This window comes from Paenibacillus thalictri (assembly GCF_004307995.1).
GTDB lineage: Bacteria > Bacillota > Bacilli > Paenibacillales > NBRC-103111 > Paenibacillus_AF > Paenibacillus_AF thalictri.
Genome location: NZ_SIRE01000029.1, coordinates 1 through 13910, shown reverse-complemented (window position 1 = coordinate 13910; position 13910 = coordinate 1). Strand labels below are relative to the sequence as shown.

12 protein-coding genes are annotated in these 13910 nt (G+C 50.2%); 10 read left to right on the top strand and 2 right to left on the bottom strand.

Features of this window, described 5'->3' with window-relative positions; all coding sequences use genetic code 11:
* Positions 1-47: 47 nt before the first annotated feature.
* Together EYB31_RS31840 and EYB31_RS31835 are read left to right on the top strand one after the other, a co-directional pair.
* Positions 48-1067, top strand: coding sequence for a permease (locus EYB31_RS31840; protein ID WP_240763098.1), 1020 nt, complete (start codon positions 48-50; stop codon positions 1065-1067).
* A 25-nt stretch (positions 1068-1092) separates the two neighbouring features.
* Complete coding sequence (locus tag EYB31_RS31835) at positions 1093-2169, top strand: TIGR03943 family putative permease subunit (RefSeq protein WP_131017543.1); 1077 nt, start codon at positions 1093-1095, stop codon at positions 2167-2169.
* Positions 2170-2241: 72 nt separating this feature from the next.
* On the opposite strand, the gene EYB31_RS31830 is transcribed toward EYB31_RS31835, so the two are convergent.
* Both EYB31_RS31830 and EYB31_RS31825 read right to left on the bottom strand, forming a co-directional pair.
* Positions 2242-3249 (bottom strand): CobW family GTP-binding protein, encoded by a 1008-nt coding sequence (locus tag EYB31_RS31830; RefSeq protein ID WP_131017542.1) that lies wholly within the window; start codon positions 3247-3249, stop codon positions 2242-2244.
* A gap of 64 nt (positions 3250-3313) precedes the next feature.
* Positions 3314-4336 carry a CobW family GTP-binding protein gene (locus EYB31_RS31825; RefSeq protein WP_131017541.1) on the bottom strand — a complete coding sequence of 341 codons (1023 nt, stop codon included), beginning with the start codon at positions 4334-4336 and terminating at the stop codon, positions 3314-3316.
* A gap of 286 nt (positions 4337-4622) precedes the next feature.
* Between EYB31_RS31825 and EYB31_RS31820 the strand changes: the two genes are divergently transcribed.
* From EYB31_RS31820 to EYB31_RS31785, 8 genes are all read left to right on the top strand, one after another.
* A complete protein-coding gene (locus EYB31_RS31820) occupies positions 4623-5600 on the top strand; it encodes a LacI family DNA-binding transcriptional regulator (RefSeq protein WP_131017540.1) in 978 nt (325 codons plus the stop codon).
* Between the two features lie 52 nt (positions 5601-5652).
* A complete protein-coding gene (locus tag EYB31_RS31815; protein WP_131017539.1) occupies positions 5653-6606 on the top strand; it encodes a carbohydrate ABC transporter permease in 954 nt (317 codons plus the stop codon).
* Between the two features lie 9 nt (positions 6607-6615).
* Complete coding sequence (locus tag EYB31_RS31810) at positions 6616-7440, top strand: carbohydrate ABC transporter permease (protein WP_131017538.1); 825 nt, start codon at positions 6616-6618, stop codon at positions 7438-7440.
* Between the two features lie 110 nt (positions 7441-7550).
* A complete protein-coding gene (locus EYB31_RS31805; RefSeq protein ID WP_131017537.1) occupies positions 7551-9026 on the top strand; it encodes an ABC transporter substrate-binding protein in 1476 nt (491 codons plus the stop codon).
* 46 nt (positions 9027-9072) lie between these two features.
* On the top strand, positions 9073-10575 hold the full coding sequence (locus EYB31_RS31800; RefSeq protein ID WP_165452717.1) for a sulfatase family protein: 1503 nt from the start codon (positions 9073-9075) through the stop codon (positions 10573-10575).
* A gap of 177 nt (positions 10576-10752) precedes the next feature.
* Positions 10753-11949: a GTP-binding protein gene (locus tag EYB31_RS31795; protein WP_240763096.1), complete on the top strand. Its 1197-nt coding sequence runs from the start codon at positions 10753-10755 to the stop codon at positions 11947-11949.
* Positions 11950-12159: 210 nt separating this feature from the next.
* Positions 12160-12867, top strand: a complete 708-nt coding sequence (locus tag EYB31_RS31790; protein WP_131017534.1) for a metal ABC transporter ATP-binding protein — start codon at positions 12160-12162, stop codon at positions 12865-12867.
* Positions 12813-13709: a metal ABC transporter permease gene (locus tag EYB31_RS31785; RefSeq protein ID WP_131017533.1), complete on the top strand. Its 897-nt coding sequence runs from the start codon at positions 12813-12815 to the stop codon at positions 13707-13709. Before EYB31_RS31790 ends, EYB31_RS31785 begins: the two co-directional genes overlap by 55 nt.
* Positions 13710-13910: the final 201 nt, after the last annotated feature.

Genomic DNA, 13910 nt, shown 5'->3' with positions numbered 1-13910 from the left:
TTAAAGGTTTGAATTACTTAATTTGACAAACAGTAAGGAGGTACATAGTGAAGACCATTGCTTCGCAGTGGGGAATTCATCTTGCGTTTACTGCCGCGATCAGCCTGATGATCTTAGCGGCAATGGATCCCGGCTTATTTTCACGCATCCCGCTGCCGGACCTGACGGCGCTGCAATCGTTCAAAACGATGTTTATCAGCATCGTGCTGGAAGCTTTTCCTTTTATTTTGCTTGGCGTACTTGTTTCCTCGTGTATGCAGACTTTGATCCCGGAACAATGGGTCAGGCGTTTTGTTCCCCGCAACCCGCTGCTTGGCATATTGTTCGCTTGTTTGCTTGGCATTTTGTTTCCCGTTTGCGAATGCGGGCTTATTCCGGTCATTCGGCGTCTAATCGCCAAAGGCATGCCGCTATACGTCGGCGTCGTTTTCATTCTGGTCGGACCGATCGTCAATCCGATCGTATACGCCGCTACTTACACGGCATTCCGCACCAGGCCGGAGATGGTATACGCCCGAATGGGGCTTGCTTTGGCGGTCGGCCTGATCGTGGGTTTGATCGTTTACGCCTTTGTAAGCAAAAATCAGCTTAAACACAGTGCGGCGGTCTTCTCCATAGATGAGCATGATCGGGATGACGGGCATCGCCACAACCGCAGTAAACTGATTTCGATGCTGGAGCATGCCGGAAGCGAGTTTATCGAGATGGGCAAATTTTTAATGTTCGGAGCCGTCGCCACGGCGGCGATTCAAGCCTTTTTGCCGAGGGGCAATCTGGTGCATCTTGGGCAAGGAGCGGTAATGCCGCATATTTTCATGATGGGGCTAGCTTACGTGCTGTCGCTTTGTTCGACGTCCGACGCTTTTGTGGCCACGTCGTTTATCGGCACGTTTTCCGCGGGATCGCTGCTGACGTTCCTCGTATTCGGACCGATGCTGGATTTTAAAAGCACCTTGATGTTGTTTTCCGTGTTCAAAACGCGGTTTGTCTGTTTGCTGGCCGTTCTTGTCGCCGTTACCGTGTTGGGCGGGGCGATGGCAGCGGAGCATCTGCTGCCGAATTTATAAATAACTGACAAGGGAGCGTGGCAGAATGGAAGAAGAACGTTCTTTAACATGGCATTATGTGCTGAGGGCTGCGGTGATGGCCGGGTTTTCCTTTTATGTGGCGCATCTGGCGGCTGCGGACAAACTTGTTTATTACATAGCTCCCCGCATGATGCCTTACGTTAAACTCGCCGCTCTTGCGTTGTTTGTCATCGCGGTATGTCAAGCGTTTCTGGCTTACCGATCCGTTGTGGGGAAAACCGCAACATGCGACTGCGAGCATTTACCGTCCCGGTCGCTGATGCGGAATACGGCCGTTTACGGCTTGCTGGCGAGTCCCCTGCTGCTTGGCTTGCTGCTGCCGGATGTGGTGATGGGCAGCGATCTGGCCTCGGTTAAAGGGATGAATTTGAGCGCAAACGCAGCGGTTAAGCAGTCCGCGTCACAACCAGCGCAGCAGTCTGCGTCACAACCCGCGCAGCAGGCCGGGACGCCGGCATTAGGCAATGCGGCGCAAGGCGCCAATGCGAACATACCCGGCGCAGATTCGCTGGCGGTCCAATCCATGCCTTCCGAATCGGCTGCTTCGGATTTGCAGGATGCAGGCGCAAACTCCCAAGGAATAGCGGCAGGCCCGCCCGCAATCCCGAACGAAGACGCCAAGCTGCAGGAGATGTTTAAGGCCGACAAATTTATGGAGCCATACGCTAAGCTGGCAATGAAATTGTATAAACATGATCAAATCTCTATAACTGAAAGCGGCTTTATGGAGCTGCTCACCTCGGTGGATTTGTACATGGACCGTTTTGTCGGCAAAAAGATGGAGATCAGCGGTTTTGTTTACCGTGAAGAGGGGATGAAGCCGGAACAGTTTGTCGTTTCAAGGCTGGCCATGCAGTGTTGTTCGGCCGATGCCGCTCCTTACGGCGTTTTGGTCGAATCTTCGTTAGCCAAAAATTTTCCGAAAGATACATGGGTTAAATTATCGGGAACAATCGACAAAACGACCTACAACGATAATGAAATCATGAAAATCGACGCCGTTAAAATCGAAAAAATCAAGGCGTCCAAAACGCCGTACGTATACCCGTATACCGAAGAATTTTCGACACTCGGCAACTAAAACCGGAAATTGAAACGGCAAAAGGGACGGTTCCCCAATAAATGATATGGGGGACTGTCCCTTTTTCAGATCTTATCCGGCAATGCAGGCTGCAAACTGTTGACGGAACCACGCTTCGTCCAAATTCCGGCCGATTACGACAAATTCGCTGCGTGGCGTTTCGTTTGGTTTCCATTCTTTGTCCGGTGTAGAGGCGAAGAGCATGTGAATACCTTGGAATATGATGCGCTGCTTTACGCCCTGAATGTGCAATATGCCTTTATAACGGAAAGTATCGGCCCCGTGCTCGGATAACCAAACTTGCAGGAACCGTTCCAGTTTGTTCAGATCAAGCGGACGGTTTTCCCGGAAAAACAGCGAAGCCACCTCGTCGTCGTGATCGTGGTGCTCCTCTTCAAGAAATCCGGGTTCAAGTTCCAGCTTTTGCTCAAGGTCGAAGGCGTTAATGCCCAAGATCTTATGTACGTCAATATCCGACTGCTGCGTCCGGTACAATTTGGCTAGCGGATTCATCGTTTGCAAACGCTGTTCCAGCTGTGCAAGCTGCTCCTCGGATACGAGGTCGACTTTGTTAACCAGCAGTACGTCGGCGAAAGCGACCTGCTCTTGGGCTTCGTGACCTTCATCCAGGTGTTGATCGGCATGTCTTGCATCTACAACCGTGACGATGGCGTCCAATTTGTAAAAATCCGCGATGTGCTCGTCAACGAAAAAAGTTTGGGCCACCGGAGCCGGATCGGCCAAACCGGTCGTTTCGATCAGCACCCGGTCGAAATTAACTTTTTTGCGGGAGCCGCCGCCTTGTTTGGCAGCCATCAGCTCGCTGAGAATGCGGATCAGGTCGCCTCGCACCGTACAGCAGATGCAGCCGTTGTTCATCTCGAATATTTCTTCGTCCGCGCCGACAACCAGTTGGTTGTCGATCCCGATTTCGCCGAATTCGTTGACGATCACGGCGATTTTTTGACCGTGATTGGCGGTTAGCAGATGATTCAGCAGCGTAGTTTTTCCCGCTCCCAAAAAGCCGGTCAATACGGTGACCGGGATGCGCGGGTCGGCGGTTTGTTCAGCGATTGGCATAAAGCCACACTCCTTATACGTAATTTTTACTATTAATAACTATAAAATAAATGGCTGGCGTTTGTCAAACAAGAGCGTTCCACGCGTCCGCCAGCGCCGCTTCGTCAAGATCGATGCCAATCAGCACGACATAAGGTTCTCCTGAATACGCTGCGGGTTCCCAGTATGTTCGTTTGCCGGCATATTGCATCAGATATGTTTGCTGCTTGCGGGGGAAAACGATGTAACCTTTGGCGCGCAGCAGCTGATGTTTCCAGCGGCGCATAAAGCTTTCGACGCTTGCTTGCGAGCTTGATTCTGCAAGCCGTCCCGGCAAAGTGAGCGTTCTTACGCGGGAATACGACCGGTTATGTTCGTGCAGCTGCTCCGTGCCGGCGGTGTGTGGCGATGAGGCCTTCGATATGGCTGAAGGCGAGACGACCTGCAGCGGTTTATACCGCAACGCAGACGAAGCCGGGACAGCCGGCGTTTGCGGTTTAATACCGGCAAACAGCGGGGCGAGCTCTGCGCGGCTATGCGATGTGAAGGCAATCGGCGCCCGTGCGTTCATTTTACGCACGGTTTTTTCGATTTTTTGCAGAAGCGACGGAGTGACAAGATCGGTTTTATTGACGATGAGCCTGTCGGCCGTTTCGATTTGTCTGCGAAGCGTGCGTACGAGCTGCCTGTCCGAAGAAAAAATACTGTTGTAATCCAGCACGTATTCGGCGTCAAGCACGGTAACGATTTGCCGTAATGCCAAGCTGCCGATCAGCTCCGGTTCTGTCAGCGCATCGGCGATTTCCTCGGGATTGGCGACCCCGGTTAGTTCAATGACGATAACATCCGGCTTTTTCCGCAGCAGCAGGACAAGCGACCCGGCCAATTCGCTTTTTTTGCTGCAGCATACGCAGCCGTCCAGCAGTTTTTCCATAGCGGCGCCGCCACGGCCGTCTAAGATCATGCCGTCCACGTCTTGCTTTCCCAACTCGTTCATCAAAATACCGGGCTGCAGCCCGCGTTGATTTGCTTCCTCCAGCATACGCAGCAGCAGGGTTGTTTTGCCGCTGCCCAAAAAACCGCTTAGCACAATTACGGGAATTTGCATATTTTGCTCCTTTCGGGTGTATGTAAACATAGTATTCTCACTTCGTTCCAGACATGATATTTAAAAGTAATAATTACACTTAAGATGATGATACTACATAATCAAACTATCGGGCAAACTCCACGCGATAGTTTGACTGTACGACTGCTTTAAATTCCATATTGACAATCGAAATGGAAGCGCTTAACATATGATTATAAATAATACCGGTACTGTACCGGAAGACTATCGGTAAATTGATTTCTTTATTTTGAATGTAATTCATATTTTGGAGGAAATATTTTAGATGAATATCCGTGAAATTGCTCAACTATGTGGTGTTTCAACGTCAACGGTGTCGCGTATTCTTAACAATAAACCGGATGTGAGCCAGGAGACACGTGACAAAGTCATCGGCATCATGAACCAGATGAACTTTCTTCCGACTGTAACCACCAACAGCCGTCAATCCATCGGCATCGTTACCCCATTAGTGATGTTTCCCGAATTTATGGGCGAATTAATGAATGGCATTATGGAAGCCGCGTTTTCTCTAAATCAGACTCTTACATTAATCCCCATCGTGCAGACCGACGCTCAGAACATTATGCATTTCTGCCGCTCCAACAGCTTGCACGGCATGATCGTGATTAATCCTCCCCTTTCATCCAGACTTCCGGAAGAACTTAAAGAGCATGAAATCCCTCATATTATTTTGGCTGCAACCATTCGTGATTCGGAAATTTCATGGGTGGACGTAGACAATCTCGGCGGTACAAAAGAAGCCGTGAATCACTTGATCCAATTGGGACATAAGAGAATTGCCCTGCTGCACACTAAAGGAAGCCGTTGCGAAGAAGATCGCATCCTTGGTTACAAGCAGGCGCTCGCCGATCACGGCATTCCGCTGGACCCGGCTCTGATGTACGAGAAACCGACGGGAAATTCCGATTTGATAAGCCCGGTTTCCCGGCTGCTGCAGTTGGAGCAGCCTCCTACCGCTTTTTTCAGCACAAGCCATAGAGAGACGCTTAATCTCTTAAGCGCCTTTAACGAATTGGGCGTTTCCGTTCCGGAACGAATATCGCTTGCCGGCTTTGGCGATTATGAAGTGTCTGCGCTGACCAAACCGCCGCTTACCGCTGTCAATCAGCCGATTTATGAGATGGGCAGAGCCGCCGTATTTGCGTTTCAGGAAATTTTAGTTATGGAGAAGTACGAAAAACGGCAAATTATGCTGCCTACCCGTCTCAGTGTCCGTCACTCGACCCGTTTCCATACATGAGGCAGCTTCACCGCTGCCTCTATTTAAAATACAAGTTAAGGAGGTAACACGAGTGAAAATAAGTTCAGCCCCGCCTCGCCAGCTTCATGGAAATTCCAGAAATAACCAATACACCATGCGTCTTACTAGAAGAATGTGGAAGTCCCGGCAAGCCTATTACTTTCTTGTTCCCATTTTTGTGTTTTTGGCACTTTTTAAGTATGAACCGTTTATTATCGCGTTCATCAAATCTTTGTACGAGTGGAACGGGGCCAATGTAAACCAATTCGTCGGACTGGACAATTTTTACCGCATGTTGAGCGACCCATCGTTTTTGACGTCACTTAAGAACGTCGTATTCCTGACGATTGGTGCGCTGCTTGCCAACATCACGCTTCCGCTTATTGCTGCCGTGATGGTCTATCATCTGAAAAGCAAGGAAGTCGCCCATGTGGTGCGTGTGCTCTTCATCCTTCCGCTAGTTGTGCCGGGCATCGTTGTCATCCGAATCTGGTCCACGATCTATGAGCAAGGGGGAGCGTTAAATCAGCTTCTCAAGTTAGTCGGGTTAGGCGAATACACTCACGCATGGCTTGGTGAACAAGGGACTGCTTTAGGATCTCTCATCTTCTATAACTTTCCATGGATCGGCGGAATTTTTTTTCTGCTGTATATGGCCGGGTTAATGGCGATACCGGGTGATCTTTTCGAAGCCGGAAGCATGGACGGGATGACACGTTGGAGCCGTTTCTGGAGGCTGGAGCTGCCTATGCTGAAAAGCCAAATCAAGCTGGTTGTGATGCTCACCGTCATCAGCCAAATACAAAATTTCGAACTTCCGCTTATATTGACAAACGGCGGCCCTGGAGACGCTTCGCTTACACCTGCTCTGCATCTATACAACCGGGCGTTCACCCATAATGAACTAGGGTATGCATCGGCAATCGGAGTCGTCTTGTTTCTGGTTATCCTTCTGCTGACCGTCATCAACAACAAATTTCTAAAAGCGACCGAATCTAGAGATTAGGAGGCTCTCATGTTTAGAAAACAACCTCTCTTCACATTAGGTCACACAGCAGCGTTAATTGTGCTTTTGGCGCTAACCGTATTCCCGTTTTATCTTACGGTGCTCAATTCTTTTAAAGATCGAGTTGATATTTTAAAGCGGTTTTGGGGAATTCCCGCACAATGGCATCTGGATAACTATGCAACGGCTTTCCGGTATTTATTGCCCTTTCTGGCAAATTCCATCTTCATCACGGCAATGATTGTGCTCGGAGTGCTTATCTTGTCTTCTTTGGCTGCTTATTCATTCGCCCGCTTTCAATTTCCTTTCCAACATGTCCTCTACTTCTTGATTCTCATGCTGCTGATGATTCCCGGATTTTTATTACTCGTTCCACAGTTTATTCTGATCAAAGACATGGGGCTGCTTAACACTTATAGCGGTCAAATTTTCCCGCCTATTGCCATTGGCTCCACGATGGCGACTATGCTGATCAAGGAGTTTTTCGCCGGAATTCCCAAAGGGCTGTTTGAAGCGGCACAGATGGAAGGCGCTCCCGAGTTCAACATGTATGTTCGAATCGCCATACCGCTGTCGGTGCCGATTCTTTCCGTAGTCGCAATTATGAATACCATGCAAGGCTGGAACAACTACATATGGCCGCTTGTCATCACTTCGGGCAATTCGGTAAAACCGGTCATACTAGCTTTAGGGCAAATCCCCGGTACGGTATCGCAAGGGCTGGGCCTTCAATTAGCCGGTTATGTCATCGCTTCCGTCCCTTTGCTTATATTGTTTGCCGCAACAACCCGCACATTTGTTGCCGGACTCACATCCGGCTCAATGAAAGGATAGCTTGCTACAAGCATCCTACAAAACATGAAGGAGGGGCTGCCGTCAAGGCGGGATATGGGGGATTCATCCAGTTCGTTCAAATTCACCTTACTTAAAGGAGTGTAATCGGCATGATCGGCAAAAAAACGTTAACGATTCTGTTAAGTACTTTTTTAGTCACCTCCGTAATGAGCGCATGTACAAACGCGAATACCGATGCGGGCAAGGAAGCCGCTAAAGATGCAGGCAGCGCCAAACCTGATGCTCAAGGGGGCGCCAAGGTTAAGCTTACATTTGCGGCCATAGGCAGTAAGCTGGACGATGACAACAAAACCTATCAGAAGCTGGTGCAGGATTACAACGCCAATCCGAAAGCGAAAGCGCAGGTTGAACTTAAGTTAACGGATGTATTTGAAGATGTTAACGCCCACCGCACCTGGGTGACGACACAGCTTATCGGCAAAACCGGGCCGGATATCATCCCTTCCCGTTATTTATGGACTCAGGAGGATTACGGTAAGAAGCTGATCCTGGATTTGAATTCCTTCTTGGCCAAACCAAATCCGTACTTTGAGAACCAGAAATGGCAGGATACGTTCTCGGAAAATATTATGAAAAGCATGCTGGTTCCCGGTACGGATAAAATAGCCGGGATACCGACTTATTCTCAAGCCGTCCGTTTATTTTACAACAAGGATATTTTCAAAAAAGCGGGGATTTCCGAGATTCCGCAGACATGGGAACAATTTCAGGATGTGCAAAGCAAGCTGAAAGCCAAAGGCATTACACCTATGGCCATCGGCACAAATAAGCAGGGCGGGGACCGTCCGAACTGGATGATGCGGTATTTCTCCGATCAAACTACCGAGAAGATGGTACCGCAGCTGGATTTGGACAAAAACGGCCTCATTACGTCCAATGAAATTGTATACGGCATCGATGCAGGCTTAATTGACTTCACCAAGCAGCCGTTTATTGATTTGTTTCCGTTATTAAAGGATTGGACCCAATATTGGCCCAAAGGTTTTAACGGGCTCACCGTTGATGATGCAAGCGATATGTTCCTTCGCGGTGATGCGGCGATGACGCTAGGTACCGCGGGTTTTTCCAAGCAAGCCCAAGGTCTTGTCGATTATGGGGTTATGCGGGTTCCGTATTTAACGAAAAAGACAAATCCGAACGCGGAAGAGAAATTTTATGAAGTGGCGGCAGGCAATCCGGACGGCGTATACGCGCTCCCTGTATCGCTTCAGCCTGAAAAGCAGGAAGCGGCCGTTGACTTCCTGATGTACATGTCATCCCCGGCGGTGCAGCAGACACTTGCCGAGAAGCAATACGTGGCGCCTGTTCTGAAGAACGCCAAGTTTCCCGACAATATTACGCCTTTTCTCATCGTGAATGAACCATTCAAGATGAATTTGTTCGGACCGGCCTTTAGCAAAAATTTATACGAGGTGTTCGGCAAAGAAGGGCAGCTGTATTTGGATGGAAGCCAATCGCTGAATGATTTCGCCAATAAGCTGAATGGAGCGGCACGCAAGGAAGCCGATTCGCTTAAGGCCAGTCAGGGATGGAGCAAGGACAACAATTACGGAACAAAGAAATAAGGCTTGAAGCATAGAAGCTGTGTATATATGGATGGAGGCCTACTGCATGAAACCGCAAAACATTTTGTTCCTCTTTACCGATCAACAGAGGTACGATACGCTCGAAGAACTGGGGAATCCGATTATCAAAACACCGGCCCTAAACCGGCTGGTGAAAGAGGGCGTTGCTTTTACCCGGGCTTATTCGCCGTGTCCTGTCTGTGTTCCGGCTCGTTACGCGATGCATACAGGGCAATTGCCGCATCGTACGAATTGTACCGTCAATGAGAGCATGCCCGATGGCCGGGCCAGCTTTATGGAGATTTTGCAGGAGCATGGCTATCAGACGCACGGCGTAGGTAAAATGCACTTCACATTCACCGGTAAAGACGGCGACACGCCGTGGGGCTTCGAGTCCAGAGATTACAGCGAAGAAGGGGGGCTGGAGGACGATTTCAAAGCTTTCTTAAGGGAGAACGGCTACGGTCATGTGCATGATCCGCAGGGCGTACGCAGTGAGATGTACTACATTCCGCAGCCTTCGCAGCTGCCTGCGCATCTTCACAATACGCATTGGGTTGCGGACCGCAGCATCGATTTTTTGAAAAGGCGCGACGAAACCCGTCCCTTCATGCTGATGACCAGCTTCATCAAGCCGCATCCGCCGTTCGAAAACCCGACTCCTTGGAACAAGCTGTACCGGGGGCCGGAGATGCCATTGCCCAAGAGACCGCAGGATAGCGAAGGGCTCATTACGTATTGGAACAAGTTCCAGAACCGTTACAAGTATAGGGACCAGGGAATCGACGATCACTTGTTCCGCGCCATGAAAGCAGCTTATTACGGAGCCATTTCATTTGTGGATTACCAAATCGGGCGTTTGCTTGCCTATATGGAGGAAGCCGGTCTGCTGGATAATACGTTGATTCTGTTCTCGTCCGATCACGGGGAACTGCTTGGCGATTATCATTGCGTGGGTAAACGAAGTTTTCTGGATGCAGCCGCACGGATCCCGATGATTATGGTACATCCCGATCTTCCGAAAAATGTGCGCTGCGATAAGCCTGTTTCCCTTGTTGATATTTTGCCTACATTTTTACAAGCGGCGAATATTGAGCCGAAGATCACGTATAGCGGGGATAGCCTTATTGATATCGCGAGCGGCTCCGTGGAGCGTGAGCGCATATTTGCCCAGTATAACCGGGAAGAGTATGGCGTCTATATGTCGGTGACTGAACGGTACAAATATATGTACTCCGCTCCCGACGATATGGAGTGGCTTTTCGATCTGAAGGTCGATCCTGATGAAACACGCAACTTGTCCAATAATCTGATGTACTTCGATATTAAGGAGGAAATGAAGCGGGGTCTGATCGGATTTTTCCAGAAAGAAAAATACGATACGCCATTAGAAGGTGACGACTGGCGTCGTTATCCGGTCAAACGGTTGCCCGAGGATCCGGATGCGCTGCTGCTGTTTCAAGACCCGCCTGAAAGCATCCCGCATATTCCGGGATATGAAAGGGAGTTCTCTGTGAATCAAGCGTCTTTGTTCAAAGTAAGGTTTTAGTTATTCATAAAAAATCATAAAGAAGGGGCATGAGCAGATAATCATTCGACTCATGCCTTTTTAACATTAATCCGAGCACAGTTTGATAAAGCATTGACAGGCGATTGAAAGAAAGGTAGATTAATCGGTATATAAATAGTAAAATTTACGTATAAATAATCGGGAGGGTTCATAAATTTGAAACCGATTGTACCTGTGTATCTGCTGTCGGGTTTTTTGGGGAGCGGCAAAACAACTTTGCTAAACCGCGTGTTGGAAGCTGTCAAGCAATCGGGGCGCAAAGCCGCGGTCGTTATGAATGAAATCGGCGAAGCAAATGTGGATGGTGAGCTGATTGAAACGGATGTGCCGATGGCGGAATTGCTGAGCGGCTGTATATGCTGTACGATCAGCGGAGATTTGAGCATCGCCGTCTTGGATCTTTGCCGCGAGCATTCGCCGGACGTCATTGTTATTGAATCCACGGGTGCGGCTAATCCGATGGAGATTATACATAGCGTAACCGAAGCTTCACTGCTAACCGCTGTGGAACTGCGTCTTGTCGTTACGGTTGTCGATACCCCGCAATTTATGGAATTGAGCCGCACACCTAAAGGGAGAACGTTCCGTCTGATGGAGGAACAAATTCGCTGCGCCAATCTGTTGTTTCTTAATAAGACGGACAAACTGACGGCGTTCGAACTGGAGGAGGCAGAGAGGATCATTCGCTCGCGGAATCCGCACGCTGAGCTGGAAGCGACCGTTCAATGCGGCGGAAGTTTGGCCTGGCTGGACAAATGCTCCGTAGGCGGAGGCGGGCATGGGCCCGACCACGCCGAGTGTGGCGCCAGCGGGAGCAGTCACGGGCATGGCGACGAAGAATGCGCCGCTAGCGGAGGTAGTCATGGGCACAGCGACGAAGAATGCGCCGCTAGCGGAGGTAGCCATGGGCACAGCGACGAAGAATGCGCCGCTAGCGGAGGCGGCCATGGGCACAGCGACGACAAGTGCGCCGCCAGCGGGAGCAGCCACGCACCCGACCACGCCAACTGTGCCGCCAACGCGGGCGACCATGAGCACGGCAGCCCGCAGCACGCGCACCATTCACACGACCATGTAATGGCGTATACCCATTTTTTTGATGCGCCAATCGATAAGGAGCGGTTCGAGCGGTTGATCGGCTTGCTTCCCGCAGAAGTGTACCGTGCCAAAGGCATATTGCGTTTTGCCGATGAAGCTCAGCCGTTTTTGTTCCAGTACGCCTACAGGGAGCTGGAGCTGCTGAAATTAAGGCCCAGAGATCAAGTGCCCAACGTGGCGGTTTTTATCGGAGAGCATTTTTCCAAGGAGCATATTCGCATGGCTATCGCAAGTACAATGTTATCAAATGAATAAAAGAAGCATTGACGAACAGACAAATAGCTGGTACATTATTTAAATGTAATTATTACTATTAGAGCGCGGCGTTATTTTTTTGATTACATATCGTAATAATTACGTTTAAAAAGAAGGGCCCTTTAGCGCCGTTATTGCAAGCAGCAAAACGGTGTTTAGGCTCATAGCAATAGCGGGTTCTTGTTTACCCGAAAAGGAGGAGGGATACCTATGCTTTTGGCCTCAATGAGGCAGGTGGCGTTTGGTTACAGCGACGTGCCGTGTCTGGAGGACGCCGATATCGAAATTCATTCGGGCGAGTTCGTAGCGGTAACAGGGCCCAACGGCGCCGCCAAAACAACGCTTCTCAAGCTGCTGCTTGGTCTGCTTCAGCCGTGGAAAGGCGACATTCGGCTCGCTGCTGTCAACGAAACGGGGCAAAAGCTGGGCGTCGGGTACGTGCCGCAGCAAATCGCTTCGTTTAACGGAGCGTTTCCAAGCACGGTTGCGGAATTCGTCCGCTCCGGCACGCTGGTGAAAGGCTCGTGGCTGCGCCGGCTTCGACCGGAAGATCATATGCTCACCGAACAGGCGCTGAGGAAAGTGGGCATGTGGGAGCTCCGCAGGCGCAAAATCGGCGAATTGTCCGGCGGACAGAAGCAGCGGATTTGTATCGCCCGCGCTTTGGCTCAGGAGCCGGATTTGCTTGTGCTGGATGAGCCGACAACCGGAATGGACCAGGAAAGCAGAAGCGCCTTTTACGAACTGATCAGCCATCAGGTGAAGGCCCATGGCAGAACGGTTGTGATGGTGACACATGATTTAGCCGAAGCGGGCGGTTACCTTGACCGGATCATACAGCTCGAAAGAAAGGAGGGCGGCGGATGGAAATGCTGCACTACGACTTCATGCAGCGGGCATTTTGTGCCGGTGGGATAATCGCGCTGCTTGCTTCCGTGTTAGGCGTATATTTAATGCTGCGCCGACAGGCGTTGATGGCGGATATGCTGTCTCACGTCTCGCTGGCCGGTGTCGCCGGAGGAGCTTATTTTCACATCAATCCGACGTGGACCGGTTTTGCCGTTGCGATTGTAGGAGCCATAGCGGTGGAATATGTGCGGAGATCGTACAAAACGTACAGCGAGGTTTCCATAGCGATTATTATGCTGGGCGGATTGTCCGCCGCAGTTGTGCTGATGAGCCTGAATCAAAGCATTAATAAAGGTTTTACTTCCTATTTGTTTGGCTCCATTGTTGCTGTTGGGTCCGGCGAGCTTGGATTAATGATCGTTGTCGGATTGGTTGGCGCCTGTTTCTTTTATTTATTCCGCAGGCCGCTTTATCAAATCGTTTTTGACGAAGACACGGCCAGAACAAACGGAATCCGCGTAAACGCCATCTCGATGCTGTTCAGCGTGATGACCGGTATGATCGTCGCTGCAGCGATGCCGATTGTCGGCGTGCTGCTTGTGTCGGCGTTGATCGTGCTTCCCGCCGCTTTGGCGATCCGTATCGCGCCGAGTTTTACAGCCGCGCTTTTTTCGGCGATGGCGATTGGCCTGCTGGGAGTATTTTCGGGACTTACCGCTTCTTACAAGCTCAGCACGCCTCCCGGCGGCACAATCGCTTTGGTGCTGCTTGGCTTCCTGCTGGCGGGTATCGGCTTGAAAAAGCTGTCCGTGATGTTGGGCAAAAAGCTAGGCCGTGCCAACGTGAAGCGGCCCGAAGCCGAGCCTTACGGCCAAATTCCCCGTCCGGCAGGAGAATCATCCGTTCAATAAAGCCGGTTTGTCCGGCTTAAACGGACACAATGAACCGTTTTATAAATTCAATTCATATCAAAGCTTTCCCATTTAAAGTCCAGCGGTAATATGTCAAGTCCTGATCTGTGAAAATTGGAAATTGTTTTACCACGGTTGAGGTGGGAATCAGGAAAAATGGCAACACCAAGCTAAACCCAGTCGAAAACCGAAGTATCTTCC

Coding starts and splice junctions, on each gene's coding strand:
- EYB31_RS31835 (WP_131017543.1), top strand. CDS start 1,093: ATGGAAGAAGAACGTTCTTTAACATGGCATTATGTGCTGAGGGCTGCG.
- EYB31_RS31830 (WP_131017542.1), bottom strand. CDS start 3,249: ATGCCAATCGCTGAACAAACCGCCGACCCGCGCATCCCGGTCACCGTA.
- EYB31_RS31825 (WP_131017541.1), bottom strand. CDS start 4,336: ATGCAAATTCCCGTAATTGTGCTAAGCGGTTTTTTGGGCAGCGGCAAA.
- EYB31_RS31820 (WP_131017540.1), top strand. CDS start 4,623: ATGAATATCCGTGAAATTGCTCAACTATGTGGTGTTTCAACGTCAACG.
- EYB31_RS31810 (WP_131017538.1), top strand. CDS start 6,616: ATGTTTAGAAAACAACCTCTCTTCACATTAGGTCACACAGCAGCGTTA.
- EYB31_RS31805 (WP_131017537.1), top strand. CDS start 7,551: ATGATCGGCAAAAAAACGTTAACGATTCTGTTAAGTACTTTTTTAGTC.
- EYB31_RS31800 (WP_165452717.1), top strand. CDS start 9,073: ATGAAACCGCAAAACATTTTGTTCCTCTTTACCGATCAACAGAGGTAC.
- EYB31_RS31790 (WP_131017534.1), top strand. CDS start 12,160: ATGCTTTTGGCCTCAATGAGGCAGGTGGCGTTTGGTTACAGCGACGTG.
- EYB31_RS31785 (WP_131017533.1), top strand. CDS start 12,813: ATGGAAATGCTGCACTACGACTTCATGCAGCGGGCATTTTGTGCCGGT.